25 protein-coding genes are annotated in these 25837 nt (G+C 71.7%); 15 read left to right on the top strand and 10 right to left on the bottom strand.

Going from position 1 to position 25837, the window contains the following annotated elements; translation table 11 throughout:
- Window positions 1-186 precede the first annotated feature (186 nt).
- The 7 genes from kdpF to ACWEVP_RS12060 are packed head-to-tail and all read left to right on the top strand — an operon-like array spanning window position 187 to window position 8083.
- A complete protein-coding gene (gene kdpF / locus ACWEVP_RS12090) occupies window positions 187-288 on the top strand; it encodes a K(+)-transporting ATPase subunit F (protein WP_155545259.1) in 102 nt (33 codons plus the stop codon).
- Window positions 288-1949, top strand: a complete 1662-nt coding sequence (kdpA, locus tag ACWEVP_RS12085; RefSeq protein ID WP_452062579.1) for a potassium-transporting ATPase subunit KdpA — start codon at window positions 288-290, stop codon at window positions 1947-1949. The genes kdpF and kdpA overlap by 1 nt, the downstream gene beginning before the upstream one ends.
- Window positions 1946-3991, top strand: a complete 2046-nt coding sequence (gene kdpB / locus ACWEVP_RS12080; protein WP_452062578.1) for a potassium-transporting ATPase subunit KdpB — start codon at window positions 1946-1948, stop codon at window positions 3989-3991. Before kdpA ends, kdpB begins: the two co-directional genes overlap by 4 nt.
- A 6-nt stretch (window positions 3992-3997) precedes the next feature.
- A complete protein-coding gene (locus ACWEVP_RS12075; RefSeq protein ID WP_452062577.1) occupies window positions 3998-4609 on the top strand; it encodes a potassium-transporting ATPase subunit C in 612 nt (203 codons plus the stop codon).
- A gap of 4 nt (window positions 4610-4613) precedes the next feature.
- Window positions 4614-7142 carry a DUF4118 domain-containing protein gene (locus ACWEVP_RS12070; RefSeq protein ID WP_452062576.1) on the top strand — a complete coding sequence of 843 codons (2529 nt, stop codon included), beginning with the start codon at window positions 4614-4616 and terminating at the stop codon, window positions 7140-7142.
- Window positions 7139-7837, top strand: a complete 699-nt coding sequence (locus ACWEVP_RS12065) for a response regulator (RefSeq protein WP_436389544.1) — start codon at window positions 7139-7141, stop codon at window positions 7835-7837. Before ACWEVP_RS12070 ends, ACWEVP_RS12065 begins: the two co-directional genes overlap by 4 nt.
- Window positions 7838-7858: 21 nt before the next feature.
- Window positions 7859-8083, top strand: coding sequence for a hypothetical protein (locus ACWEVP_RS12060; RefSeq protein WP_452062575.1), 225 nt, complete (start codon window positions 7859-7861; stop codon window positions 8081-8083).
- Here ACWEVP_RS12060 and ACWEVP_RS12055 read toward each other — a convergent pair.
- Complete coding sequence (locus tag ACWEVP_RS12055) at window positions 8080-9219, bottom strand: acyl-CoA dehydrogenase family protein (RefSeq protein ID WP_452062574.1); 1140 nt, start codon at window positions 9217-9219, stop codon at window positions 8080-8082. The genes ACWEVP_RS12060 and ACWEVP_RS12055 overlap by 4 nt on opposite strands.
- A 65-nt stretch (window positions 9220-9284) precedes the next feature.
- Between ACWEVP_RS12055 and ACWEVP_RS12050 the strand changes: the two genes are divergently transcribed.
- Complete coding sequence (locus tag ACWEVP_RS12050; protein ID WP_452062573.1) at window positions 9285-9926, top strand: TetR/AcrR family transcriptional regulator; 642 nt, start codon at window positions 9285-9287, stop codon at window positions 9924-9926.
- 45 nt (window positions 9927-9971) lie between these two features.
- Here ACWEVP_RS12050 and ACWEVP_RS12045 read toward each other — a convergent pair whose 3' ends face one another.
- Complete coding sequence (locus ACWEVP_RS12045; protein ID WP_452062572.1) at window positions 9972-10556, bottom strand: hypothetical protein; 585 nt, start codon at window positions 10554-10556, stop codon at window positions 9972-9974.
- A 223-nt stretch (window positions 10557-10779) separates the two neighbouring features.
- On the opposite strand from ACWEVP_RS12045, the gene ACWEVP_RS12040 reads away from it, so the two are divergent.
- Entirely contained in the window at window positions 10780-11067 is a 288-nt protein-coding gene (locus ACWEVP_RS12040) for an acylphosphatase (protein WP_452062571.1), read from the top strand.
- Between the two features lie 169 nt (window positions 11068-11236).
- Window positions 11237-14839, top strand: a complete 3603-nt coding sequence (gene smc / locus ACWEVP_RS12035) for a chromosome segregation protein SMC (RefSeq protein WP_452062570.1) — start codon at window positions 11237-11239, stop codon at window positions 14837-14839.
- A 6-nt stretch (window positions 14840-14845) separates the two neighbouring features.
- Here smc and ACWEVP_RS12030 read toward each other — a convergent pair whose 3' ends face one another.
- The 4 genes from ACWEVP_RS12030 to ACWEVP_RS12015 form a co-directional block, all read right to left on the bottom strand.
- Entirely contained in the window at window positions 14846-15070 is a 225-nt protein-coding gene (locus ACWEVP_RS12030; protein WP_452062569.1) for a hypothetical protein, read from the bottom strand.
- A gap of 55 nt (window positions 15071-15125) precedes the next feature.
- Window positions 15126-15626, bottom strand: a complete 501-nt coding sequence (locus ACWEVP_RS12025; protein ID WP_452062568.1) for a DUF3455 domain-containing protein — start codon at window positions 15624-15626, stop codon at window positions 15126-15128.
- An 86-nt stretch (window positions 15627-15712) separates the two neighbouring features.
- Window positions 15713-17278 carry a sodium:solute symporter gene (locus ACWEVP_RS12020; protein ID WP_452062567.1) on the bottom strand — a complete coding sequence of 522 codons (1566 nt, stop codon included), beginning with the start codon at window positions 17276-17278 and terminating at the stop codon, window positions 15713-15715.
- Window positions 17279-17293: 15 nt separating this feature from the next.
- Window positions 17294-18502 carry an anhydro-N-acetylmuramic acid kinase gene (locus ACWEVP_RS12015; protein ID WP_452062566.1) on the bottom strand — a complete coding sequence of 403 codons (1209 nt, stop codon included), beginning with the start codon at window positions 18500-18502 and terminating at the stop codon, window positions 17294-17296.
- 140 nt (window positions 18503-18642) lie between these two features.
- On the opposite strand from ACWEVP_RS12015, the gene ftsY reads away from it, so the two are divergent.
- The gene (gene ftsY, locus ACWEVP_RS12010; protein ID WP_452062565.1) at window positions 18643-19932 is read left to right on the top strand and encodes a signal recognition particle-docking protein FtsY; all 1290 of its coding nucleotides are present in this window, start codon (window positions 18643-18645) and stop codon (window positions 19930-19932) included.
- Here ftsY and ACWEVP_RS12005 read toward each other — a convergent pair.
- Window positions 19929-20381, bottom strand: coding sequence for a hypothetical protein (locus ACWEVP_RS12005; protein WP_452062564.1), 453 nt, complete (start codon window positions 20379-20381; stop codon window positions 19929-19931). The two genes, ftsY and ACWEVP_RS12005, sit on opposite strands and share 4 nt — an antisense overlap.
- A 149-nt stretch (window positions 20382-20530) precedes the next feature.
- Here ACWEVP_RS12005 and ACWEVP_RS12000 point away from each other — a divergent pair, with 149 nt between their 5' ends.
- Entirely contained in the window at window positions 20531-21031 is a 501-nt protein-coding gene (locus tag ACWEVP_RS12000; RefSeq protein ID WP_452062563.1) for a GNAT family N-acetyltransferase, read from the top strand.
- Between the two features lie 4 nt (window positions 21032-21035).
- Here ACWEVP_RS12000 and ACWEVP_RS11995 read toward each other — a convergent pair whose 3' ends face one another.
- Both ACWEVP_RS11995 and ACWEVP_RS11990 read right to left on the bottom strand, forming a co-directional pair.
- Window positions 21036-21290, bottom strand: coding sequence for a hypothetical protein (locus ACWEVP_RS11995; protein ID WP_452062562.1), 255 nt, complete (start codon window positions 21288-21290; stop codon window positions 21036-21038).
- A 54-nt stretch (window positions 21291-21344) separates the two neighbouring features.
- On the bottom strand, window positions 21345-22121 hold the full coding sequence (locus ACWEVP_RS11990) for an IclR family transcriptional regulator (protein WP_452062561.1): 777 nt from the start codon (window positions 22119-22121) through the stop codon (window positions 21345-21347).
- A 113-nt stretch (window positions 22122-22234) separates the two neighbouring features.
- Here ACWEVP_RS11990 and aceB point away from each other — a divergent pair, with 113 nt between their 5' ends.
- Genes aceB through ACWEVP_RS11975 form a run of 3 tightly spaced genes read left to right on the top strand, consistent with a single transcriptional unit; the run spans window position 22235 to window position 25357 of the window.
- Window positions 22235-23812: a malate synthase A gene (gene aceB / locus ACWEVP_RS11985; protein WP_452062560.1), complete on the top strand. Its 1578-nt coding sequence runs from the start codon at window positions 22235-22237 to the stop codon at window positions 23810-23812.
- Window positions 23812-24999: a DUF6986 family protein gene (locus ACWEVP_RS11980; protein ID WP_452062559.1), complete on the top strand. Its 1188-nt coding sequence runs from the start codon at window positions 23812-23814 to the stop codon at window positions 24997-24999. The genes aceB and ACWEVP_RS11980 overlap by 1 nt, the downstream gene beginning before the upstream one ends.
- Window positions 25000-25033: 34 nt before the next feature.
- Window positions 25034-25357 (top strand): DoxX family protein, encoded by a 324-nt coding sequence (locus ACWEVP_RS11975; RefSeq protein WP_452062558.1) that lies wholly within the window; start codon window positions 25034-25036, stop codon window positions 25355-25357.
- Here the strand turns inward: ACWEVP_RS11975 and ACWEVP_RS11970 are convergent.
- On the bottom strand, window positions 25354-25836 hold the full coding sequence (locus ACWEVP_RS11970) for a MarR family winged helix-turn-helix transcriptional regulator (protein WP_452062557.1): 483 nt from the start codon (window positions 25834-25836) through the stop codon (window positions 25354-25356). The genes ACWEVP_RS11975 and ACWEVP_RS11970 overlap by 4 nt on opposite strands.
- Window position 25837 lies beyond the last annotated feature (1 nt).

The raw sequence follows: 25837 nt of genomic DNA, 5'->3' as shown, positions 1-25837 counted from the left end.
AGGAAGGCATCAAGGCGCCGTCAGCCGCAGGTCGGGACGAGGTCCCCGAGCCGCAGAGTGAACGCGTCCGGTCACCGAACCCGGTGACCCGTCTTGAGAGGTGCCTGTGGCCGACTTGCTCTACGCCGTCCTGCTGATCGGCGTGTTCGTGGTGCTCGCGCTGGCGCTGCGCGGGCTGGAGAAGCTGTGAGCGGCGCCGGGACCGTGGCCAACGTCGTCGGCGGACTGCTGGCGCTCGGCCTCCTCGTCTACCTCTTCGTCGCGCTGATCAAGCCGGAGAAATTCTGATGTCCGACACGACGGCCGGGCTCATCCAGCTCGGCCTCCTCCTCGCCGCCCTCGCTGCGGTCTACAAACCGCTCGGCGACTACCTGGCGCGCGTCTTCTCCACCGAGAAGCACCTGAAGCTCGAAAAGGGCCTCTACAAGCTCTTCCGCGTCGACCCGGACTCCGAGCAGCGGTGGCCGACCTACGCCGCGGGCGTGCTCGGCTTCTCGTTCGTCTCGGTCGTCCTGCTGTACCTGCTGCAGCGCCTGCAGCCGCTGCTGCCGTGGAACCTCGGCCGCGGCGCGGTGAGCCCCGGGGTCGCGTTCAACACGGCGATCTCGTTCGTCACCAACACGAACTGGCAGTCCTACGTCCCCGAGACGACGATGGGCCACTTCGTGCAGATGGCCGGGCTGACCGTGCAGAACTTCCTGTCGGCGGGCGTCGGCCTCGCCGTGGCGATCGCGGTGACGCGCGGGTTCGTCCGCGCGAAGACCGACCGCCTCGGCAACTTCTGGGTGGACCTGACGCGCGGCACGGTCCGCGTCCTGTTGCCGATGGCGTTCGTCTTCGCGATCGTGCTCGTGGCGCTCGGCGTCGTGCAGAGCCTCAAGGCCGGCATCGCCGTCACCAACCCGGACGGCAGCCAGAGCACCATCGCCCTGGCCCCGGCGGCGAGCCAGGAGGCCATCAAGGAGCTGGGCACCAACGGCGGCGGCATCCTCAACGCCAACTCCGCGCACCCGTTCGAGAACCCGAACGCCTGGACGAACCTGATCGAGCTGTTCCTGATCCTGGTGATCCCGGTCAGCCTGACCCGCGCGTTCGGGAAGCTCGTCGGCAAGCCGAAGCAGGGGTACGTCCTGCTCGGCGTGATGGGCCTGCTGTGGGCGGCTTCGCTGGCCATCATCTGGTTCTCCGAAGCCAACGCGAACAACCCGGCCGCGCTGGCCGCGGGCGCGAGCATGGAAGGCAAGGAACAGCGGTTCGGCATCGGCCTGACGTCGATCTTCGCCGACACCACCACCGGCACGTCGACCGGCGCGGTCAACGGCGCTCACGACAGCCTGTCCGGCCTCGGCGGCGGGGGCCCGCTGCTGAACATGCTCTACGGCGAGATCTCGCCCGGCGGTGTCGGTACCGGCCTCTACGGGATCCTCGTCCTGGCGATCATCGCGATGTTCCTGGCCGGCCTGATGGTCGGCCGCACCCCCGAGTACCTGGGCAAGAAGCTCGGCAAGCGCGAAGTCACGGCGGCGGCGATCGCCATGCTCGCCATGCCGACCGTGGTGCTCCTGGGCTCCGGCATCGCCCTGCTCCTGCCGGACACCGCGGGCGCGCTCGGCAACGGCGGCGCGCACGGCCTGTCCGAAGTCCTCTACGGCTACGCGTCCACCGGCAACAACAACGGCAGCGCGTTCGGCGGACTGACCGCGACCAGCGACTGGTTCCAGTCCTCGTTCGGCGTCGCCATGGCGATCGGCCGGTTCGTGCCGATCCTCGCCGTGCTCTGCCTGGCCGGATCCCTGGCCGCGCAACGCAAGGTGCCCGAAACGGCCGGCACCCTGCCCACCACCGGGCCGCTGTTCGCCACCATGCTCACCGGCACGGTGGTGCTCGTCGCGGCCCTCACGTTCATCCCGGCGCTCGCGCTCGGGCCCATCGCGGAGGCACTCGCATGACCGTCACCGAAGAACGACCCCAGGTGACTTCCCCCGAACCCGCCGGCCGGGTCGGCGCCGGGGTGTTCAGCCCCCGCCAGCTCTGGACGTCGCTGCCGGACGCGTTCCGGAAGCTCAACCCGAAGCGCCAGCTCGGCAACCCCGTGATGTTCGTGGTGTGGGTGGGCTCCGCGCTCACCACCGTCTTCGCGGTCACCGACCCGAGCGTCTTCACGATCCTGATCGCCGTCTGGCTGTGGTTCACGGTCTTGTTCGCCAACCTCGCCGAAGCCGTCGCCGAAGGGCGCGGCAAGGCGCAGGCGGAATCCCTGCGGCGGTCGAAGAAGGAAACCGTCGCCCGCCGGCTCACTTCAAATGGGGAAGAGCAGGTGCCCGGGGTCGAGCTGAAGATCGGCGACCTGGTCGTCGTCGAGGCGGGCCAGGTGATCCCGGGGGACGGTGACGTCGTCGAGGGCATCGCGACCGTCGACGAGTCGGCCATCACCGGCGAGTCCGCGCCGGTCATCCGCGAGTCCGGTGGCGACCGCAGCGCCGTCACCGGCGGCACGACGGTGCTGTCCGACCGGATCGTCGTGAAGATCACGACCAAGCCGGGTGAGTCCTTCGTGGACCGGATGATCGCGTTGGTGGAAGGCGCTTCCCGGCAGAAGACGCCGAACGAGATCGCGCTGACCATCCTGCTCTCGACGTTGACGGTCATCTTCCTGCTCGCCGTCGTCGCGCTGCAGCCGATGGCCCGCTACTCCGGGTCCGAGCAGTCGGTGATCGTGCTGACCGCGCTGCTGGTCTGCCTGATCCCGACGACGATCGGCGCCCTGCTGAGCGCCATCGGCATCGCGGGCATGGACCGCCTGGTGCAGCGCAACGTCCTCGCGACCAGCGGCCGCGCGGTCGAAGCCGCCGGCGACGTCTCGACGCTGCTGCTCGACAAGACCGGCACGATCACCTTCGGCAACCGCCGCGCGACCGAGCTGATCCCGGTCGGATCGTCCACACCGGACGAACTGGCCCGCGCCGCGCGCCTGGCCAGCCTCGCCGACGAAACGCCCGAAGGCCGCAGCGTCGTCGAGCTGACCGAGGCCTACGCGGACCGGGACGAGCACGGCGAGTTCGTCCCCTTCACCGCCCAGACTCGGATGAGCGGCCTCGACATCGGGAACCGCCGGATCCGCAAGGGCGCGGCGAGCGCCGTCCGCGCGTGGGTGCGCGACAACGGCGGCGAGTTCCCCGACGAGACCGAGCGCGTCGTCGACGAGATCAGCGCCCAGGGCGGCACGCCGCTGGTGGTCGCGGAAGACACCGTGGTGCGCGGCGTGATCCGGCTGTCCGACGTCGTCAAGCCGGGCATGAAGGAGCGTTTCGAAGAGCTGCGGGCGATGGGCATCAAGACGGTGGTGATCACCGGTGACAACCCGCTCACCGCGAAGGCCATCGCCGCGGACGCCGGCGTCGACGACTTCCTCGCCGAAGCCAAGCCCGAAGACAAGATGGCGCTCATCAAGAAGGAGCAGGAGGGCGGGCGCCTGGTCGCGATGACCGGCGACGGCACCAACGACGCCCCCGCGCTCGCGCAGGCCGACGTCGGCGTCGCGATGAACACCGGCACCTCGGCCGCGAAGGAAGCCGGGAACATGGTCGACCTCGACAGCGACCCCACGAAGCTGATCGAGATCGTCGAGATCGGCAAGCAGCTGCTGATCACCCGCGGCGCGCTGACCACGTTCAGCGTCGCCAACGACCTGGCCAAGTACTTCGCGATCCTGCCCGCGATGTTCACCGGCATCTTCGCCCAGCTCGGCGCGCTCAACATCATGCACCTGGCCACGCCGAAGTCGGCGATCCTGTCGGCCGTCATCTTCAACGCGCTGATCATCGTCGTGCTCATCCCGCTGGCCCTGCGCGGCGTGCGGTACAAGCCGTCGTCGGCCTCGGCCCTGCTGCGCCGCAACCTGCTCGTCTACGGCCTCGGCGGGATCGTCAGCCCCTTCCTCGGGATCTGGCTGATCGACCTGCTCGTGCGCCTCATCCCTGGAATCGGGTGAACCGAAGTGAACACGCTCGTCAAGCAGACCTGGGCCGGGCTGCGCGTCCTCATCGTGCTGACCGTCCTGCTCGGCATCCTCTACCCGCTGGCCGTCTGGGCCGTCGCCCGCATCCCCGGCCTCGAAGGCAACGCCGAGGGTTCGGTCGTCACGCGGAACGGCCAGGCGACCGGGTCGTCGCTCATCGGCGTCGACCCGGTGCCCGCCGACCCCGCGCACGACCCGTGGTTCCACACCCGGCCCTCGGCGCTCGCGAAGGACGCGCTCGGCCCCGGCGACCCGTCGACGTCCGGCGCGTCCAACAAGGGCCCGTACAACGAGGACCTCGTGAAGACCATCGGGGAACGGCGGGACCTCATCGCGAAGCGCGAAGGCGTGTCACCCGACCAGGTACCGCCGGACGCGGTGACGGCGTCGGGCTCGGGCCTCGACCCGGCGATCAGCGTGGCCTACGCCGACCTCCAGGCCGCGCGGGTCGCGAAGAACACGGGCCTGCCGCTCGACGAGGTGAAGCAGCTGATCGAGGCGAACACCTCCGGTGCCGGGATCGGGGTCCCCGGCGTGGATGTGCTCCCGCTCAACTTGGCCGTGCAAGCCGCGGCCGGAGGGGCACACTGACAGCGTGACCACCGAGAACAAGCCGCGCCGGGGGGAGCTGAGGATCTACCTCGGCGCGGCTCCGGGCGTCGGCAAGACCTTCGCCATGCTCGGCGAAGCGCGCCGGCGCCTCGACCGCGGCACCGACGTCGTCGTCGGGCTGGTCGAGACGCACGGCCGCGAGAAGACCGCGCAGCTGCTGGCCGGCCTCGAAACCGTCCCGCGGCGCCACGCCGGCCACCGCGGCCGCGAGTTCGACGAGATGGACGTCGACGCCATCCTGGCCCGCGCGCCCGAGGTCGCCGTCGTCGACGAGCTGGCCCACACGAACGTGCCGGGCTCGCGCAACGCCAAGCGCTGGCAGGACGTCGAGGAACTCCTGGAAGCCGGGATCGACGTGCTGTCCACGGTCAACGTGCAGCACCTGCAGAGCCTCAACGACGTCGTCGAGCGGATCACCGGCGTCACCCAGCAGGAGACCGTGCCGGACGAGGTCGTCCGCCGTGCCGAACAGCTCGAGCTGGTCGACATCACGCCCGAGGCGCTGCGGCGGCGGCTCGCGCACGGCAACGTCTACCCGGCCGAGCGGATCGACGCCGCGCTCGGCAACTACTTCCGCCCGGGCAACCTGACGGCGTTGCGCGAGCTGGCCCTGCTCTGGGTGGCCGACCAGGTCGACGTGGCCCTGCAGCGTTACCGCGCCGAACAGCGGATCACCGACACCTGGGAGGCCCGCGAACGCGTCGTCGTCTCCATCACCGGCGGCCCGGAGAGCGAGACGCTGATCCGCCGCGCCAGCCGGATCGCCACCCGGGCCGGCGCCGAGCTGCAGGTGCTGCACATCCTGCGCGGTGACGGCCTCTCCGGCATCGGCCCGACCGCGATGGCCCGCTGCCGGACGCTGGCCGAAGAGGTCGGGGCGACCTTCCACACCGTCGTCGGCGACGACGTCCCGGCCGCGCTGCTGGACTTCGCCCGCGGGGTCAACGCGACCCAGCTCGTCATCGGCACCTCGCGGCGCTCCCGTGTGGCGCGGCTGTTCGACGAGGGCATCGGGGCGTCGGTCGTCCAGCGCTCGGGCCCGATCGACGTGCACATGGTGACCCACGCCGAGGCGGGCGGGCGGCTGCGGGCCCGGCTCGGCGCGAGCCCGCTGGGGTTCTCGCGGCTGGTCGCGGGCTGGGTGCTCAGCGTCGCGCTGCCGGTACTGGTGACCGTCGTCGGCTTCTTCGTCCCGGCCGGGCTCGACTTCGCCACCGACGTCATCTCCTACGTGCTGGCCACCGTCGTCGTGGCGCTGGTCGGCGGTCTCGGCCCGGCGCTGGTCGCGGCCGTGCTGGGCGCCGGGCTGCTCAACTTCTTCTTCACGCCGCCGCTGTACACGCTGAACGTGCACACCCCGCAGAACCTGGTGACCCTGATCGCGATGGTCGTGGTCGCGGTGCTCGTCGCGCTGGTCGTCGACCAGGCGGCGCGCCGGGCCACGCAGGCGGCGCGGGCGCGGACCGAGGCGGCGTTGCTCGCCTCCTACGCGCGGACCGTGCTGACCCACGCGAACCCGATCGAGCGGCTGCTGGAGAAGGTGCGGGAGAACTTCGCGCTGACGTCGGTCACGTTGCTGGAGAAGCAGGAAGGCGAGTGGCGGGCGGTGGCGTGCGCGGGGGAGCGCCCGTGCGCCGACCCGGACGAGGCCGACGTCGACATCGCCGTCACCGCGGACGTGCACCTGACCCTGCGCGGCCGGACGCTGCCCGCGGCCGACCGGCGGGTCCTGGAAGCCGTGGCCGGGCAGGCGCTGCTCGCCCTGCGCCAGCAGCGGACGGCGGCCGCCGCGGCCCGCGCCGAGCGCAAAGCGGAGGCGACCGAGCTGCGCACGACGCTGCTCTCGGCCGTCGGCCACGACCTCCGGACGCCGCTGACGTCGATCAAGGCGTCCATCGGCAGCCTGCGCGCGCCCGACCTCGAACTGTCCGAAGAGGACACCTCGGAGCTGATGGAGGCCATCGAGCTGTCGGCCGACCGGCTGGCCGGGCTGATCGACAACCTGCTGGATTCGTCGCGCCTGGCCACCGGCGCGGTGAAGCCGCACCTGCGCCCGGTCGGCTACGACGAGGTCGTCGCGCACGCACTGTCCACTGTGGACGGCTCGGCCGCGGTGCGGGTGGCGGTGGACGACCAGCTCCCGGCCGTGCTCGCCGACCCCGGCCTGCTGGAGCGGGTGGTGGCCAACGTCCTGGACAACGCCCTGCGCCACGGTGGTGGCCCGGTGTCCGCGCGGGCGTCGGCGCACTCCGGCCAGGTGGAGCTGCGGATCGTCGACCACGGCAAGGGCCTGCGGAAGGGGGGCGCGGACTCGGCGTTCGCGCCGTTCCAGCGCCTGGGCGGCGACCGCGACGCCACGCCCGGCGTCGGGCTCGGGCTGTCGGTCGCCAAGGGCTTCACCGAGGCGATGGGGGGCACGATCCGCGCCGAGGACACCCCGGGCGGCGGCCTCACGATCGTGGTCTCGCTGCCCGCGTTCAGCGTCGAGTTCGAAGAAGAGGGGGTGCGATGAGCGACCCGGGCGCCACCGTGCTGGTGGTGGACGACGAGCCGCAGATCGTGCGGGCACTGCGGATCAACCTCAACGCCCGCGGCTACAAGGTGATCACCGCCCACGACGGCACCGCCGCGCTCAAGGCGGTCGCCGAGACCAAGCCGGACGTCGTCGTGCTCGACCTCGGCCTGCCGGACCTCGACGGCACCGAGGTGATCGCGGGCCTGCGCGGCTGGACGACGGTCCCGATCATCGTGCTGTCGGCGCGCGGCGACTCGGCGGACAAGGTCCAGGCCCTCGACGCGGGCGCGGACGACTACGTCACGAAGCCGTTCGGCATGGACGAGCTGCTGGCCCGCCTGCGGGCGGCGGTCCGCCGGTCGGCGGTGACCGGCGCGGACGGCGCGGACGCGGTGGTGGACACCTCGTCGTTCAGCGTGGACCTGGCGGCGAAGAAGGTCCGCCGCCACGACGGCGTGGAGGTCCACCTGACGAAGACGGAGTGGGGCGTGCTGGAGCTGCTGGTCCGCAACCGCGGCCGGCTGGTGGCGCAGAAGCAGCTGCTGCACGAGGTGTGGGGGCCGTCGTACGAGACGGAGTCCCACTACCTGCGGGTCTACCTGGCGCAGCTGCGGCGCAAGCTGGAGCCGGAGCCGTCGCGGCCCCGGCACCTGCTCACCGAACCGGGGATGGGGTACCGCTTCGAGGTCTGACCGGCTGGGTAACCCCAGGTCATGGACGGGACGAAAACGTGGCTGCACGGCGGTGAGCGCATCCCGCCGGTGATCGTGCTGACGCTCGCGGTGGGAGCGACGTTCGGCGCCCTCGGCTTGCTCGTCACGGCGTTCGCCGAGGACGTCGGCGACGTGCTGTGGCTGCGCGTCGCGGCGGCCGGCGCCGGCGCCCTGCTGACGGTGTACCTGTGGGCACTGTTCGCCCACCGGCTCCGCCGCCGCTAGAACCAGAAGGTCGGCTGCTCGATCCCGAACCGCAGCTTGGCGTACCGCTTCGACGCCGCCGCGGAGAAGTAGATGTGCTGGGACGCCGCGTGGAGGTCGCGGAAGCAGCGCTGGACCGGCTGGTCGGCGTGCAGAGCGCCCGCGCCGGCGAGGCCCGTCACCGTGTTCACCGCGCTCAGCGCCGCCCGCATCGCCTGCTGGGTCGACAGCAGGAACTGGCCGCGCCGAGCCGCGTCCGGCACGTCGCCCGCGCACGCCGTCTCCCACAGCGCGCCGAGCGCGTCGAAGACGAACGCGCGCGCCGACCGCAGCTCCCCTTCGGCCCGGGTCAGGGCCACCTGGACGTCGCCGTCCTCGGCGATCGGGCCCGGGCCCGGCGGGCGGAACTTGACCGGTGCGAACCCGGTGAACTCGTCCAGCGCGCGCCGGGCGATGCCGAGCGGGACGCCCGCCATCAGCGTGCCGACGAAGGTGAAGAAGGGGAACCGCCACAGCGGCCCGTCGTGGCGCGCCGGGTTCGTGAACGGCGAGATCGTGTGCTCTTCGCGCACGACGGTGTCGATCTCGACGTCGTGGCTGCCGGTGCCGCGCAGGCCGCTGACGTCCCAGTTCTCGACCACCCGCACGTCGGCGGCCGGGACCGCGGCGAGCCGCCAGTCCCGCGGGTCGCCGCCGGCGAAGCCGCCGTTGAAGAACAGGTCGGTGTGCGGGCTGCCGCTGCAGAACCCCCACCGGCCGGCCAGCGTGAACTTCCCGGCGCCGTCGGGGGTGAGCTTGCCCATGGGCGCGAAGACGCCGCCGCCGATCGGGTCCGGGGTGCCGGCGACGAGCTCCGCGGCGACGGCCGGGTCGAGCCAGGCGAGGAACGCCGAGCCGTTGCCGATGGTGATCGTCCAGCCCGCGGACCCGTCGGCGCGGGACAGCTCCTCGACGACTTCGACGAGCTCGGCGGGCGGCAGCTCCTGCCCGCCGAGGGCGCGCGGCGTCGCCAGGCGGAAGAGCCCGGCTTCCCGCGCCCGCTCGACGAGGTCGCGCGGCAGCGTCTGCAGCCGTTCGGCTTCGACGGCCCGCGCGCTCAGCTCGGGCGCGAGCTCCCGCGCGGCGGTCACGGCGTCGGTGGTGGCTTGTCCCATCATGGTCAGCGCCCCCTCAGGGTGTCATGATAGATGGACGTCTATTTGATAGAGGAGTCTCTACCTAAATGGCTGAGCCTGTCAAGCGCCGTTACGACACGTCGCGACGTCAGGAGCAGGCGCGCGAGAACCGCCGGCGGATCCTGGCGGCGGCGTCGGGGCTCTTCCGGGAGAAGGGGTACGCGGGCACGGCGATGCCCGAGGTGGCGAAGGCGGCCGGCGTCGCGGTGCAGACGGTCTACAAGGCGTTCGCGAACAAGGCGACGCTGCTCAAGGCGGTCTTCGACGTGACGGTGGCGGGCGACGACGAGGACGTCCCGATCGCCGGCCGCGACTTCATCGCGGCGATCCAGGCCGAGCCGGCCGCCGCCCGCAAGATCGCGATGTACTTCGAGCACCTCACGGCGAGCGCGCCGGTGGTGTTCCCGGTCCAGCTGCTGGCCCGCGACGCGGCGGCGGCCGACCCGGCGGCGGCCGAGGTGTGGGCGCAGATGCGCGGCGAGATGCTGACGGCGATGACGTACTTCTCGGCCGACTTGCTGGCCACCGGGCAGGTCAAGCCGGGGCTGAGCGCCGACGACGTCCGCGACGTCCTGTGGGCCTACCACGGGCCGGAGCAGTACGAGCTGCTGTGCCTGGAGCGCGGCTGGCCACCGGAGCGCTACGGGACGTTCGTCCGCGACGCGGTCGTCGCCGCGATCCTGGCCTAGAAACGCCGAAGGCCACCGCCGTGGCGGTGGCCTTCGGGAGCTTCCTCACTGCGCGCGGGTGGTGCTTCCGCTCGCGGTCGGGGAGCCGGTCGTGCTCGGCGACGGCGCACCGCCGGTGCTCGAACTGCCGCCCGTGGTCGTGGTGGTCGGGGGCGTCGGGTCTTCCGACGTGCTGGGCGGCGTCGAGGTCGTCGTCTTGGTCGTCGTCGGCGGCTTCGGGCTCGACGGCGGCTGGGACACCGGCGGCGGGTTGCCGCCCGTGTCGCTGCGCGGCGGCGGGGGCGGGTCGGCGTGGGTGACGACCGTGGTGGTCGTCTTGCCGTCCGGGCTGACCGACACCACCGTGGTCGGCGCGCTCGACGACGTCGTCGCCGATTCGCTCGTCGGTGCGCCCACCGTCGACGGGCCCGCCGACGACGGGGTGTTCGGCACCGTCTGCAGGCCGGCCTGCGAGGTGCCCTGGCCACCGGTGCCGCCGGTGCTGCCCGCGGTGCTGGCCGGGTCCGGGCCGGCGAGCTCGGCGACCGCGGCGAACGCGGTCGCGACCACCAGTCCGGCCACCCCGAGCACGACGTACCCGGTGCGGTTCGGTTTGCTGCTCTTCGGCGGGGCGGTGTCGATCCTGGTCACGTGCGAACTCGAAGCGGTCCCGTCGGGGCGGGGCATTGCAGGCTCCTCGGGGGTTCGGGAGAGGCGCGGGGCGAGGCCGTGAATCGATCACTGCCTCCTCGGGCGGGGGAACCCGGGAGGACGACCTCGGCGGCGAGGCTATCACCGTCGGTGCCGCATTCGCCCAGGTAGTGGGCCTGCGCGATCACTGTGCGCAGTCGAAGAGTCCGGAAAGGATGAAAGCGTGAGTGAGGAACAAACGAACACGCGGTTGACGGCGTGGGTCCGGGGGCGCGTCCAGGGGGTCGGTTTCCGCTGGTGGACCCGGAGCCGGGCGCTCGAGCTGGGGCTGGTGGGCAGCGCCCGCAACATGTCCGACGGGCGTGTCGAGGTCATAGCGGAGGGTGATCGAGACCACTGTGAGCGGTTGCTCGCCGCCCTGCGGTCCGGAGAATCACCCGGAAGTGTGGAGACCGTCGTCGAGCGCTGGTCCGACCCGAAAGGGGGACTCAGCGGCTTCCTCGAACGCTGACGCGGGCCTTGGTACTTCCGGGGCCGGTGTGGTCCGTGAGGTTGCTGAGGCCTCGAACGATGTGCTAAGGCGCGCCGATGAGGGGGCGCGTCCGGCGGCCCGCCGGGGCTCCCGGGTAGCCTGGGACGATTGAACCGCCAGTACCGGCAGCCAGAGGGGTCAGCACCCAGTGCACCTGAAAAGCTTGACGCTGAAGGGCTTCAAGTCCTTCGCCTCGGCCACCACGCTGCGCTTCGAGCCGGGTATCACCTGCGTGGTCGGGCCGAACGGCTCCGGCAAGTCCAACGTGCTGGACGCCCTGCGCTGGGTCATGGGCACCCAGGGCGCCAAGGACCTGCGCGGCGGCAAGATGGAGGACGTCATCTTCGCCGGCACCGCGGGCCGCGCCCCGCTCGGCCGCGCCGAGGTCACCCTCACCATCGACAACGCCGACGGCGCGCTCCCCATCGAGTACTCCGAGGTGTCGATCACCCGCCGGATGTTCCGCGACGGCGCGAGCGAGTACGAGATCAACGGCGACCGCTGCCGCCTGATGGACGTCCAGGAACTCCTGTCGGACTCCGGCATCGGCCGCGAGATGCACGTCATCGTCGGGCAGGGCCAGCTCTCGGCGATCCTGGAGTCCAAGCCCGAGGAGCGCCGCGCCTTCATCGAAGAGGCCGCCGGCGTCCTCAAGCACCGCAAGCGCAAGGAACAGACCCTGCGCAAGCTGGCCAACATGCAGGGCAACCTCGACCGCCTCGGCGACCTCACCACCGAGCTGCGCCGCCAGCTCAAGCCGCTGGGCAAGCAGGCCGAGATCGCCCGCAAGGCCCAGTCCGTGCAGTCCGAGCTGCGCGACTCCCGCCTGCGCCTGCTCGCCGACGACCTGGTCACCCAGCGGGACACGATCGCGCGCGACGAGGCCGACGAGAAGACCGCCCGCCAGCGCCGCGCCGAGGTCGAGCAGCACCTGGAGATCGTCTCCGCCGAAGAAGCCGAGCTGGAGGCCTCGCTCGCCGAGGACGCGCCGCTGCTGCAGACCGCGCAGGAGACCTGGTACAAGCTGTCCGCGCTGGCCGAGCGCCTGCGCGGCACCGTCCGCCTGGCGATCGAGCGCCAGCGCCACCTGTCGGCCGACGTCGCGACGTCGACCGGCGGCCGCGACCCCGAAGAGCTGCTCGAAGAGGCCGAGCGCGTCGCCGAGCAGGAAGAAGAGCTCAACGAGGCCGTCATGGAGGCCCGGGAGCTGCTCGCCCAGACCGTGCTGCGCCGCGAAGACCTCGAACAGCGCGTCCAGGCCGCCGAGCGCGCGCACTGGGCCGCCGTCCGCGCGATCGCCGACCGCCGCGAGGGCATGGCCAAGCTGACCGGCCAGGTCGAGGCGCTGCGCAGCAAGAACGGCGCCACCTCCGACGAGATCGACCGCCTCAGCGTCTCCCTCGAAGAGGCCGCCGAGCGCGCCGAGATCGCCGTCGAAGAGCTGGAAATGGCCAAGGCCGAGGGCGGCGTCGAGGAGTCCGACGACGCCGGCCTGATGGACCGCCACGACCGCGCGGTCGAGGCCAACAACGCCGCCAAGGCGCGCGTCGAAGAACTGGTCAAGGCCGAACGCGCCGCCGAGCGCGAGATCGCGTCGGAGAAGGCGCGCGTCGAGGCGCTGTCGATGGGCTTGCGGCGCAAGGACGGCGCGGGCGCACTGCTCGGCGCGTCCCACGAGCTGCCGGGCCTGCTCGGCTCGGTCGCCGCGCTGCTCACCGTCGAACCCGGCTACGAGGTCGCGCTGGCCGCGGCGCTCGGCCCGGTGGCCGACGCCGTCGCCGTCACCGGGGGCGAAGACGCCCTGCGCGCCCTGAAGTACCTGAAGGAAACGGATTCCGGCCGCGCGGGCATCCTGCTCGGCGGGCCTGAGTCCACTGTGGACACGTACTCGTGGCCGTCGCTGCCGGAAGGCGCGCGCTGGGCTCGTGAGGTCGTCACGGCGCCGGCGCAGCTGCGCCCCGCCGTCGAGCAGGCCCTCGACAAGCTGGCCATCGTCCGCGACCTCGACGCCGCGCGTCACCTCGTGGCGGTGCACCCCGAGGTGCGGGCGGTCACCGCCGAAGGCGACGTCTTCGGCGCCCGCTGGGCGATCGGCGGCTCCGGCAAGCGCGAGAGCGTCATCGAGGTCCAGGCCGCCGTCGACGAGGCGGGCGACCGGCTTCGCACCGCCGAACGCCAGCTGGAGCGCTACGCGGCCGAGCTGGAAGGCGCCCGCGCCGAGCAGCAGGCGCGGCGCGAAGAGGTGTCGCAGGCCAAGGACGCCCTCGGCGAGGCCAAGGTCCGCAAGGCGCGGTCGTCGGAGCGGCTCAACCGGCTGCAGCAGGCGGCCCGCCAGGCGCAGGCCGAGGTCGAACGCTTCGCCGGCCAGCGCGCGAAGGTCGAACAGAGCCGCGAGCAGGCCCTCGCCCAGCTCGCCGAGCTGGAGGAACGCCTCGCCGCCGTCGCCGAGCAGCCCGTCGAGGACGACCCGGACACCGCCGAGCGCGACGCCGCCGCCGAAGAGCTGGCCGTCGTCCGGCAGGAGGAGATGGAAGCGCGGCTCGCGCAGCGCACGGCCGAGGAGCGGGCGCGCAGCATCGCCGGCAAGGCCGAAGGGCTCCGCCGCGCCGCGCACGCCGAGCAGCAGGCCCGGGAACGCGCCGAGCGCGCCGCCGCGGCCCGCAAGCGCGGCGCCGAGATCGCCAACGCCGTCGTCAACGGCGGCGAGATCGCGCTGGAACGCATCGAGCACTCCGTCCAGCGCGCGGCCACCGAACGCGACCAGGTCCAGGCCCGCCGCCAGAGCCGCGAGCAGGCGCTGACCGGCGTCCGCGCCAAGGTCCGCGAGCTCACCGGCGAGCTGGAGAAGCTGACCGACGCCGTCCACCGCGACGAGGTGCTGCGCGCCGAGCAGCGGCTGCGGCTGGAGACCCTGGAAGCGAAGATCGCCGAGGACTTCGGCATCGGCCTCACGGACCTGGTGCAGGAGTACGGCCCGGACGTCCCGGTCCCGCCGAGCGCGGGCGAGATGGCCGAGTACGAGGCGGCCAAGGAGCGCGGCGAGGACGTCACCCCGCCGCCGCCGATGCCCTACGACCGCGACACCCAGGCCCGCCGCGCCAAGCGCGCCGAGAAGGACCTGTCGTTGCTGGGCAAGGTGAACCCCCTCGCGCTGGAGGAGTTCGCGGCGCTGGAGGAGCGGTACAAGTTCCTCTCCACGCAGCTGGAAGACCTCAAGGACACCCGCAAGGACCTCGAAGCGGTCATCAAGCAGGTCGACGAGAAGATCCTCGAGGTCTTCGCCGGCGCCTACGCCGATGTCGCCCGCGAGTTCGAGACGGTCTTCGGCGTGCTCTTCCCCGGCGGCGAGGGCCGGATGGTCCTCACCGAGCCGGACGACCTGCTCAGCACCGGCGTCGACGTCGAAGCGCGCCCGCCGGGCAAGAAGGTCAAGCGGCTGTCGCTGCTGTCCGGTGGCGAGAAGTCGCTGGTCGCGGTGGGCATGCTGGTCGCGATCTTCCGCGCCCGGCCGTCACCCTTCTACGTCATGGACGAGGTCGAGGCCGCGCTCGACGACACCAACATGCGCCGGCTGATCGGGCTGCTGGAGCAGCTGCGCGACTCGTCGCAGCTGATCATCATCACCCACCAGAAGCCGACCATGGAGATCGCCGACGCGCTCTACGGCGTGAGCATGCAGGGCGACGGCATCACGAAGGTGATCTCGCAGCGCCTGCGCACCGCCGAGGAAGAGCCGGTCCCGGTCAGCTGACCCGGGTCACATCTCGTCCTCGCGCGGCGCACGCCGGTCTTCGCCTCGCACGCGCGGCTCGTAGTGCCTGAGGTCGTTGCCGACGCTGCCGGCGTCGCCCAGCTGCGGCGGCCGTCCGCCGGGCCGGAGCATGCCGTGCTTCACGCCCCGCTTGCGGTCCGACCGGTCCAGGACGAGCGCGATGACCAGCAGCACGGCCAGAACCGCGCCGATCCCGATGAAGAACCCCATGAGACCCCCTCTCCCGCTCCCAGCGTACGGGAGCGGGAGAGGGGGTCACATCCGCTTATCCGGCGACCCAGAAGGCGTAGTCGGCCGAGTAGCGCACGGCGGTCTGCGCGCCGTCCGTGCAGGTTCCCGCCGGGGCGACGCCGCCGCGCGTGTTCAGCCGCTGGATGTAGGTCACCTTGCCGAAGATCCCGTCGCCGGTGTTGAGGTTCGCTTTGAGCAGCAGCTCCGGGATCGCGCCGTCACGCGGGGCGTTGGCCACGGCCGACGCGCCGACCGTGCTGCCGTCCACAACGGACGTCCACACCGGGCCCTTGCTGTGCAGGGCCACCGGCTTGCCGTGTTTGGTGAGCACCGCGGCGGGCTGGATCAGCGCCCACGCGCCGTTCGTGCAGCCGTAGATCTGGACGCCCTCGGCCGGGTAGCTCGCCAGCGCGACGTTGCCGGCCGGGACCTTGATCGCGTCCGGCACCTTCGCGCCCGCCGGGGTCGCCGAAGCCGTCGCCGCGCCACCCACGAGCAGGGCGCCGATCGCGAGCGCCACCGTCATCCGCTTCATGAAGTCCACCTTCGAAGTCCTCCCGCCGCTTCTCGGCGGGCTCCCGCAGATCGACACGGGCGCCCGCCGGAAACGGTTCAGAAGGATCAGGCGGCGGGGACCTCTGCCGCCTCGCCCGCGGCTTCCGCCTCGGCCGCCTTCGGATCCGGCGTCCGGTGGCGCAGGGCCAGCAACCCGCCCACGACCAGCGTGATCACCACGCCCAGCAGCGTGTACCAGGGGTAGGCCAGCGCGACCTTGTCCCCGGCGGCCTTGCTGAAGTCGATGCCGATCAGCCCGCCGGTCTTCGCGCTGAACTTCACCCCGAGGATGACGAACGCCATCACCACGACCGTGGCGACGAACGCGATGATCGCGTCCGCCTGCCGCGCCTTCTTGACCAGCAGGCCGAGCAGGAACGACCCGAGCAGCGCGCCGTAGGTGTAGCCGGTGATGGCGAGCCCCAGCTCGATCACCGAGTTCTTCGTCGTGGAGAACAGCGACGCGAACACCGCGAACACGACCGCCCAGATCAGCGTCCACATGCGACCGTGCCGCAGCAGCTTCGAATCCTCCGGCGAGCGCTTGGTGAAGCGCTGGTAGAGGTCGGCCACTGTGGACGTCGAGAGGGCGTTGAGCGCCGAGGCCAGTGCGCCCATGGTCGAGGCGAGCACCCCCGCGATGAGCAGGCCCGACACGCCGACCGGCAGGTCGTCGATGATGAACCGCGAGAACACGTCGTCCGGGCTCTGCAGGCCCAGCTGCGCGACCGACTTGCGGCCGTTGAACACCCACAGCATCGCCCCGACCAGCAGGAACAGCGCGAACTGGATGGTGACGATGATGCCGCTGCCGATCAGCGCCTTCTGACCGTCGCGCAGGCTGCGCGTGGCCATCAGCCGCTGCGCGATCAGCTGGTCGGCGCCGTGCGAGGCCATGGACAGCGCCGCGCCGCCGAGCACCGCCGTGACGAACGCGTACGGGCTGGTCAGCAGGTTCTTCGTGAAGTCGACGAGCATGAACTTGCCGTCCGCCGACGCCTGCGTCGCCCAGTCGGACGGCAGCTTGTTCAGCAGCACGATCGCGGCCACCGCCGCGCCGCCCAGGTACAGCGACAGCTGGATGACGTCGACCCAGACGACCGCCTTGATCCCGCCGATGTAGGCGTAGATCAGCGTCAGCGCGGTCAGGATCACCACGATCACCCAGTAGTCGAGGTGGATGTTGTAGTGCCCGAGGATCACCTTGATCGGGATCGCCCCGGCGAACAGGCGCACGCCCTCGGCGAGCAGCCGCGTGATCACGAACGTCACCGACGCCGTACCCTGCAGGCCCGAGCCGAAGCGCTTGCCCAGGAACGCGTACGCGCTCACGAGGTTGCCCCGGAAGTACCGCGGCAGCAGCACGAACGCGGCGACCGTCCGGCCGATGATGTAGCCGAAAGCCAGCTGCAGGAACAGGAACGCGTTGCCGAAGACGAGGCCCGGCGTGCTGATCACGGTCAGCGTCGAGGTCTCCGTGGCCACCACGGACAGCATCACCGCGCCCCACGGCAGGCTGCGCTCGCCGACGAAGTAGTCGGCCGCCGACCGTTGCTTCCGGCCGACGAGCACGCCTATCAGCGGCATCGCCGCCAGGTAGACCACGATGATCGCGAGGTCAACACCGCGCATGGACTTCTCCTACACTCATCCGGCCTTCTCCGCGACTCGCAACCGCGTCACGGTGCCCCCCAGCGGGGCGGGAAGGTTCAGGGGCCCGGCGCCGGGGACGAGCGCGCCGAGCAGGCGCGGCCCGCGCGCACCGGTCGCCGACGGGACGCTACCGGGTACGCCGCACCAGGTGAGCCAGCCCAGCAGCGCGGTCAGGTACGCCTCTTTGCCGTCGCCGGGCAGGCCGAGGTCGTCGCTGGTCTTGAGCACCGCGTCGGACAGGTTCCGCGCCAGCGCCGCCATCAGCGCCGGGTTGGCGACCCCGCCGCCGGAGGCGACGACCGTCGTGACGCCGTGGCTCAGGCACTGGCCCGCGACGGTCACCGCGGTGAACTCGGTGAGCGTCGCCAGCAGGTCGCCCGGATCCACCGGCGGCAGCCCGGCGAGGGCGGCGTCGAGGTAGGGCGCGTTGAAGTGCTCCTTGCCGGTGGACTTCGGCGGCTCGGCGGCGAAGTACGGGTCGGCGAGCAGCCGGACGAGCAGGTCGGAGCGCACCGAGCCGCCGAACGCGAGCCGTCCGTCGACGTCGCTGCGCTGTCCGGCGACGCGGTACGCGGCGATGTCGAGCAGGGCGTTGGCGGGCCCGGTGTCGTAGGCGATCGCCGGCTCTTCCCCGGCGACGACGGTGATGTTCGCGATCCCGCCGAGGTTGAGCGCGGCGACCGGGTGACCGGTGTCGCGGGCGAGGCCGCGCAGCCAGAGCTGGTCGAGCGTGCTCGCCAGGGGAGCGCCGTGGCCGCCCGCGGCGACGTCGCGGGCGCGCAGGTCGGCCAGCACCGGCAGCCCGGTGCGCTCGGCGATCCAGGCCGGCTGGCCGAGCTGCAACGTGCCGCGGACGTGGCCGTCCTCGACCCAGTGGAAGACCGTCTGGCCGAGCGAGGCGACGAGGTCGGCGCCGCCGCCGGCCAGCTCTTCGGCACCGCGCGCGGCCGCGTCGGCGAACGCCTGCCCGACGCCGGTGTCGAGCCGCGTCAGCTCGCCGGCGGTGCAGGGGTTCGGCGGCAGCGCGGCGAGGAGGGCCTCGCGCAGCGGGTCCGGGTACGGCACGTCGAGCTCGCCCAGCGGCGTCAGGACCACCGTGTCGTCTTCGGCGTGCAGGTCGGCCGCGGCCACGTCGATGCCGTCGACCGACGTGCCCGAAAGCAGGCCGATCACCCGAAACCCGTGGCTCGCGCGATTCCCCATCCGGAGGGGTTTAGTGCAGGCCCGCCGCGTGACGCAACCCACGTGGTGAAGTCTTGCCCCAATCGGGATCTACGTCGTTACGAATTGCCTGTGTGGACGGGGTGTCCGGGACGGCGCGGTGCGGATGAAAGGATGGGCGGGTGTCGAGCACCTGGTTCCTGTTCGTGGTCATCGCCGTCGTCGTGCTGGTCGCCATCCTGGTGACCGGCCTGCTGGTCGCGCGCAAGCGCCGGATCAGCCTGGACGCGAAGCGCGAGGTCGAGGAGAAACCGAAAGGCGGCTCCTACGCGGCCAGCGGGGGCATCGCGCTCGCGCCCGGCGGCGAGGCTCCCGAGCACCCGGTCGAAGACCGGCCGGAAGTCGACGGCCAGCCCGCGGTCGGCGACGACGCCGCCGTGCCGCGCGATTCGGCGCAGCGCACGGTCCGCGACGTCAAGCTGCCCGAAGCGCCTCCGGAGGCGCCGGCCGCTCCCGCCGCCGCTCCGGTCGAGGAGATCGAGCCGGCGACGGGCCGCATGGAGCGGCTGCGCGGCCGGCTGGCGAAGTCGCGGTCGGTGTTCGGGACGAGCCTGCTGGGCCTGCTCGGCGCCGGCGACCTCGACGAAGACTCCTGGCAGGACGTCGAGGACACGCTCCTGATGGCCGACTTGGGCGCGGCCACGACGAACCAGATCGTCGAGCGGCTGCGCGACGAGCTCTCCCGGCGCGCGATCCGGTCGTCGGCCGAGGCGCGCGAGGTGCTGCACGAGGTCCTGACGTCGCAGCTGTCGACCGACAGCGAGCGCGCGGTGCGGGCGCTGCCGCACATCGTCGACGGCACGAAGCAGCCGGCGGTGGTCCTGGTCGCGGGCGTGAACGGCACGGGCAAGACGACGACCACGGGCAAGCTCGCGCGCGTCCTGGTGGCCCAGGACAAGACGGTGGTGCTGGGCGCGGCGGACACGTTCCGCGCGGCGGCGGCCGACCAGCTGCAGACGTGGGCCGAGCGCGTGGGCGCGGAGGTCGTGCGCGGCAAGGAAGGCGCGGACCCGGCGGCGGTGGCGTTCGACGCGGTCAAGCGCGGCGTGGACACGGGCGTGGACGCGGTCCTGGTCGACACGGCGGGCCGCCTGCACACGAAGACGGGCCTGATGGACGAGCTGGGCAAGGTCAAGCGCGTCGTGGAGAAGCAGGCGAAGGTCGACGAGGTGCTGCTGGTCCTGGACGCGACGACGGGCCAGAACGGGCTGATGCAGGCCCGGGTGTTCGCCGAGGTCATCGACGTGACGGGGATCGTGCTGACGAAGCTGGACGGCACCGCCAAGGGCGGCATCGTGTTCCAGGTCCAGAAGGAGCTGGGGGTGCCGGTGAAGCTCGTGGGCCTGGGTGAGGGGCCGGACGACCTCGCGCCGTTCGAACCGGGCGCGTTCGTGGACGCCCTGCTCGGTTAGAGCCGGAACAGCGGCGTTCCGTCCGTCTTCCGCAGGCCCAGCCGGTAGATCGTCTGCGTCGACGGGCGCTGGACCGGGATGACCAGCGGGGACGTCCGCCGGGGTCCCACCGCCAGCTTGGACCAGCCGATCCCGTCGAGGGTCCGCCGCGCCGGGTCGACCACCATCGCCGCCCCGAAGTACCGGCCGCCCGGCATCGCGATGCGGGCGGTGTGGCCGAGAACCACCGAAAACGCCGTGCCGGTGCGGCTGTCCTCTTCCTGCAGCGTGAGGATCACCGGGGTGCGGACCTTCGCCGCCGAGTGGTGGCGGACGGTGATCTCGACCGTGCCCGCGGCCGTCTTGGGCGGGCGCGGCCACACCGGCGGGGACGGCAGGCCGTCGAGCGCGCGGTCGACGAGCTGGTCCACGACGTTCGCGGCGGCGAGCCAGGTCAGCTGCGGTTCCATCGATGGCTCCCTCCGGCGGAAAACCAGGTGACGGGCGGTCCGCGCCGGCGCAGAATCCCGGGTATGCCCGGTTGACGCACGACCGCACGTGCCCCTCCTCGTAGCAGACGTCCCGAAGCCGTCATCCGCTACAAGAGTGAGGAACCATCATGCCTGTCATCACCGGCGAGCGGGTGCGGCTGCGCCCGATCGTCGCAACGGACCGCGCTCGTTTGCGCGAAATCCTGGCCACGCCGGAGGTCGCCCGCTGGTGGGGCGACCCGGACCACGAGACCGAAGGCCTGTACACCGTCGAAGAGGGCTACGCCGTCTACGCCATCGAACTGGGCGAGACCGTCGTCGGGGTGATCCAGAGCTGTGAGGAGCTGGATCCGCAGTACCGCCACGCGGGCATCGACATTTCGGTGCACCCGGGCTTCCACGGCCGCGGTATCGGTACCGACGCCCTCCGCACCCTCGCCCGTCACTTGTTCGAGGAAGGCCACCACCGCTTGACGATCGACCCGGCGGCGGCCAACGAGACGGCGATCCGGGTGTACACGAAGGTGGGATTCCGTCCGGTGGGCTTGATGCGCGACTACGAACGCGCGCCGGACGGCACCTGGCACGACGGCCTGCTGATGGATCTGCTGAAGGGAGAGCTGAAGTAAGTGGTCAGTCCTCGGCACCGAGGCGCCGGACGAGCTGGGTGATGTGCTCGATCCTGACGGTCAAATCGGCGAATCCTTTTTCGAGCGTGCGTCCGAGGTCGTCGATTCCGGCCGCGAGGTCGCGGCTCGCGGCCGTCGCACATCCGAGCTGCTCACTTTGCCGACGTTGAGCTTCCCGCACGGCGTCGAGAAGCGTTGTCTTCACCGCTAGGAGCCACCGGATCTCACCGGCCCGATCGGCGCGTGCCGGAAGGTCCACGCATCCCACGATGCCGGCCCGATCGCACAGTGAGTGATCGGATCTCGCTCTCCGTCAGACCGTGACCGCCGTCTGGGACAAGCTCGCGCCGAGTGCGTCGGCCACCCGCTGCACCGCCGGGGCGATGTGCGCCACCGCCTCGGCGGTCAGCCGGCCCGAGGGGCCCGACACCGAAACCGCCGCCGGGACCGGTGCGCCCGGCACCGCCACCGCGACGCAGCGAACCCCCAGCTCCTGCTCCGCTTCGTCCAGCGCGTACCCCTGCGAAGCGATCCGCGAAAGCTCGACCGCCAGCGCGTCCGGGTCGGTGAACGTGTGCTCGGTGTACGCGGGCATGCCCGTCCGCGAAAGCAACGATCGCACCTCCGCTTCCGGCAGGTGGGCCAGCATCGCCTTGCCGACGCCCGTTCCGTGCGGCAGCAACCGCCGCCCGACCTCGGTGAACATCCGCATCGAGTGCTTCGAGGGCACCTGGGACACGTACACGACCTCGTCGCGTTCCAGGACCGCCAGGTTCGCCGTCTCGCCGACCTCCTCGACCAGCTCCGCCAGCAACGGCCGCGCCCACGCGCCGAACTGCATGCTCGCGTTCTCGCCCAGCCTGATGAGCCGGGCTCCCAGCGCGTAGCGGCGGTTCGTGTTCTGCCGGACGTACCCGAGGTCGACCAGGGTGCGGATGAGGCGGTGGATCGTCGGCATCGGCAGCCCCGACAACGTCGCCAGCTCGGACAGGCTGGCTTCGCCGCCGGTGTCCGCGAGGTGTTCCAGCAGCTCGAAGGCACGCTGCAGGGACTGGACGCCGCCGTCGCGCCCGTTCTTCTCCGCTGCCACCGGTGGCCCTCCTTACGTCGGCGTTGAGGTTCCGCTATGCAGAAACTATAGTCCGGCTGGTAGAAAACCGTAGGGCCGTTATCCAAGATTCCGAACCTTCGAGGTGTTTCCCCATGTCTTCTGAAGTCCAGGTGCTGGGCGAGCCGGTCGAGCGCGGCGACGAGATCCTCACCACGGAGGCGCTCGACTTCCTCGCCGGCCTGCACGACGCCTTCGCCGCCCGCCGCGACGAGCTGCTCGAGGCGCGCGGCAAGCGGCGCGAGGAGGCCCGGACCACCGGCAGGCTCGACTTCCTGCCGGAGACCAAGGAGATCCGCGAGGGCGACTGGCAGGTCGCCGGCGCCCCACCGGCGCTGCGGGACCGCCGCGTCGAGATCACCGGGCCGACCGAGCGCAAGATGACCATCAACGCGCTCAACTCCGGCGCCAAGGTCTGGCTCGCCGACCTCGAGGACGCCAACACGCCCCACTGGGCCAATGTCGTGTCCGGCCAGGTCAACCTGTACGACGCCGTCCGCGAGACGATCACCCTCGAGCGCGGCGGCAAGAGCTACGCGCTGAAGGACGACGTCGAGCACGCCACCATCGTGGTCCGCCCGCGCGGCTGGCACCTGCCCGAGCGCGGCCTGTCCTTCGGCGGCCGCGAAGCCGTCGGCGCGCTCGTCGACTTCGGCCTGCACTTCTTCCACAACGCGGCCGAGTCGCTCAAGCGCGGCAAGGGCCCGTACTACTACCTGCCGAAGATGGAGAGCCACCTCGAAGCGCGGCTCTGGAACGACGTCTTCACCCACGCCGAGAAGACGCTCGGCATCGAGCACGGCACCATCCGCGCGACCGTGCTGATCGAGACCATCCCGGCCGCGTTCGAGATGGAGGAGATCCTCTACGAGCTGCGCGAGCACGCGTCCGGCCTCAACGCCGGCCGCTGGGACTACCTGTTCAGCGTGATCAAGTACTTCCGCGACGCGGGCGAGAAGTTCGTGCTGCCGGACCGCAACTCCGTCACCATGACCGCGCCGTTCATGCGCGCCTACACCGAGCTGCTCGTGCGCACCTGCCACAAGCGCGGCGCGTTCGCGATCGGCGGCATGGCCGCGTTCATCCCGAGCAAGGACCCCGAGGTCAACAAGGGTGCCTTCGAGAAGGTGCACGCGGACAAGTCGCGGGAGGCCGGCGACGGCTTCGACGGCTCCTGGGTCGCCCACCCGGGCATGGTCGAGCTCTGCAAGGAGGAGTTCGACAAGGTCCTCGGCGACAAGCCGAACCAGCTCGACCGGACCCGCGACGAGGTGAGCGTCACCGCCGACCAGCTGCTGGACGTCGCTTCGACGCCGGGCGGCGCGACGGCGGCGGGCCTGCGTGCCGCGGTCGACGTCGGCGTCCGCTACATCGCGTCCTGGCTGAGCGGCAACGGCGCGGCGGCGATCCACAACCTGATGGAGGACGCGGCGACGGCGGAGATCTCGCGGTCGCAGATCTGGCAGTGGGTCAAGAACGGGACCACGCTGGACACCGGCGACGTCGTGACGAAGGAGCTGGTGCGCGGGGTGCTCACGGACGTCCGCGGCGAGCTGGCCCGGGAGATCCCGGCCGACCGGCTGCTGCCGGCGATCGAGCTGTTCGAGCAGGTCGCGCTGGCCGACGAGTTCCCGGACTTCCTGACGCTGCCCGCGTACGAGCGGATCAAGTAGTGCGCCTGCCCGAGGACGTCTACGACGCCGCCGACGCGCGCCTGGCCGAGGCCGACGCGCGCGTCGCGGCGTCGTACCCGGGGGAGCGGCCGGGGCGGCAGCCGGTGCACACGGTGTACGTGCCGGCGTCGGTGTACAAGACGCGCCTGGTGGCCGACTGGGGCAAACAGGCGATGCGCGTGTTCATCGAGCACGGCGACCTCCTCGGCGTCGGCGCGGACGTGTTCGAGCGCGTCCGCGCGAAACTGCTGACCGAGCCGATCGAGGACCTCCGGATCGACTTCGAGGACGGCTACGGCCGCGTCCCCGACGACGTCGAGGACGCGGCGGCGCTCGCGGCCGGCCGGACGTTGGCGACGACCGGCGGGACACCGTTCTCGGGCATCCGCTTCAAGAGTTTCGAAGCGGCGACGCGCCGGCGGGGGATCCGCACGCTGGACCTGTTCCTCACCGGCCTCCTGGAGCACGGCTCGCTGCCGCCGGGATTCGTCGTCACGCTCCCGAAGGTGACGGCGATCGAGCAGGTGTCCGTGGCCGCGGAAGTGCTCGCACGGCTGGAATCCGCGTACGCGCTCGCCGAGGGAACGCTGCGGTTCGAGGTCCAGATCGAGACGTCCCAGTCCATTGTGGACATCGACGGGACGCTGTCGGTGCCGCGGATCGTGCGGGCGGCGGCGGGCCGGTGCGCGGGGCTGCACTACGGGACGTACGACTACAGCGCGGGCCTGGGCATCGCGGCGGCGTACCAGAGCATGGAGCACCCGGCGGCGGACCTGGCCAAGGGGCTGATGCAGGTTTCGGCGGCGGGCACGGGCGTCCGGCTGTCGGACGGGTCGACGAACCGCCTCCCGGTCGGCGACGCGCTGCCCTCGGCGTGGGCGGAGCACCTGCGGCTGGTCCGGCGGTCCCTGGAGCGCGGGTTCTACCAGGGCTGGGACCTGCACCCGCACCAGCTGCCGACGCGGTTCGCGGCGACGTACACGTTCTACCGCGAGGGGTTCCCGGCGGCGGTGGAGCGGTTGCGGGCGTATGCGGACAAGCAGGCCGGGGGCGTGCTCGACGAGCCGGCGACCGCGCAGGCCCTGTCGGTGTACCTGCTGCGCGGGCTGGACTGCGGCGCGCTGGACGAGGCGGAGTCGTCCTTCGGGCGGCCGGAGCTGGAGAAGTACGCCCGCCGCGAAGTGTGAGTCACCTTCCCGGCGGGCCGCCCGTCGGGAAGGCATGCACACCGCACTCGTCGTCACCACGATCGTCCTCAACGCCGCCATCGGCCTCGCCGACCTGGCCAAGGCGAAGTTCGTCCTCGCCACGTCGCGAGCCGTCGACCTCCCGCCGAATTGGCTCCCCGTGCTGGGCACGCTCAAGCTCGCCGGCGCGGCCGGCCTCGCCCTGGGCCTGCTCGGAATCACGCCGGTAGCGACCGCCGCCGCGATCGGCCTGATCCTCTTCTACGTCGGCGCGATCATCGCCCATCTGCGGGCCCGCAAGTTCGCCACCGGCGTCGCCCCGCTGCTCTTCCTGGGACTGGCCGCGGCGTCGCTCTAACGCAGCCGTGGCAGGGCGTCCCGCGCGAAGTGGCTCAAGATCCGCAGATCCTCCGCGAACCGCTCGCGGTGCTCCGGCGGCAAGGGCTTGAAGAAGAACTGCTCGATGTTCTCCACGTGCACCCGGCTGGCCCGCACCGTGGTCTCCTCGCCCAGCTCGGTCAGCCGCACCAGCTGGACGCGGCCGTCGTCCGGCGAAACCGTGCGCGTCACCAGTCCCAGCGCCGACATCCGGTCGACCAGCCGGGTGGCACCGCCGGTCGTCAGGACCTGCTCTTGGGCGATCGACCGCATCGTCAGCCCGTCCGGGCCCGTGCGGCCGACGATCAGCAGCACCTCGTACATCAGGTGCGTGATACCGCATTCGCGCTCGAGCGCCCGCCCGAGCAGGTACTCGAGCCGGTTCGCCGCGCCCTGCAGCCGCCCGAACGCGAGCACCCGCGGGTCGTAGCCGGCCTGCTGTGCCGACGTGATCTCCACT

The sequence above is a fragment of the Amycolatopsis sp. NPDC003865 genome (assembly GCF_053605345.1).
Note: the sequence above shows the minus strand (reverse complement) of the source record. Positions and strands in the feature narration are given on the sequence as shown.

Excerpts from the sequence above, each read along its gene's own strand:
- ACWEVP_RS12065 (WP_436389544.1), top strand. The coding sequence starts at position 7,139 with ATGAGCGACCCGGGCGCCACCGTGCTGGTGGTGGACGACGAGCCGCAG.
- ACWEVP_RS12025 (WP_452062568.1), bottom strand. The coding sequence starts at position 15,626 with ATGAAGCGGATGACGGTGGCGCTCGCGATCGGCGCCCTGCTCGTGGGT.
- ACWEVP_RS11975 (WP_452062558.1), top strand. The coding sequence starts at position 25,034 with ATGCACACCGCACTCGTCGTCACCACGATCGTCCTCAACGCCGCCATC.
- aceB (WP_452062560.1), top strand. The coding sequence starts at position 22,235 with ATGTCTTCTGAAGTCCAGGTGCTGGGCGAGCCGGTCGAGCGCGGCGAC.
- ACWEVP_RS12015 (WP_452062566.1), bottom strand. The coding sequence starts at position 18,502 with ATGGGGAATCGCGCGAGCCACGGGTTTCGGGTGATCGGCCTGCTTTCG.
- kdpB (WP_452062578.1), top strand. The coding sequence starts at position 1,946 with ATGACCGTCACCGAAGAACGACCCCAGGTGACTTCCCCCGAACCCGCC.
- ACWEVP_RS12005 (WP_452062564.1), bottom strand. The coding sequence starts at position 20,381 with ATGGAACCGCAGCTGACCTGGCTCGCCGCCGCGAACGTCGTGGACCAG.
- kdpA (WP_452062579.1), top strand. The coding sequence starts at position 288 with ATGTCCGACACGACGGCCGGGCTCATCCAGCTCGGCCTCCTCCTCGCC.
- ACWEVP_RS12020 (WP_452062567.1), bottom strand. The coding sequence starts at position 17,278 with ATGCGCGGTGTTGACCTCGCGATCATCGTGGTCTACCTGGCGGCGATG.
- ACWEVP_RS12055 (WP_452062574.1), bottom strand. The coding sequence starts at position 9,219 with ATGATGGGACAAGCCACCACCGACGCCGTGACCGCCGCGCGGGAGCTC.
- ACWEVP_RS12050 (WP_452062573.1), top strand. The coding sequence starts at position 9,285 with ATGGCTGAGCCTGTCAAGCGCCGTTACGACACGTCGCGACGTCAGGAG.
- ACWEVP_RS12060 (WP_452062575.1), top strand. The coding sequence starts at position 7,859 with ATGGACGGGACGAAAACGTGGCTGCACGGCGGTGAGCGCATCCCGCCG.
- ACWEVP_RS12000 (WP_452062563.1), top strand. The coding sequence starts at position 20,531 with ATGCCTGTCATCACCGGCGAGCGGGTGCGGCTGCGCCCGATCGTCGCA.
- ACWEVP_RS12030 (WP_452062569.1), bottom strand. The coding sequence starts at position 15,070 with ATGGGGTTCTTCATCGGGATCGGCGCGGTTCTGGCCGTGCTGCTGGTC.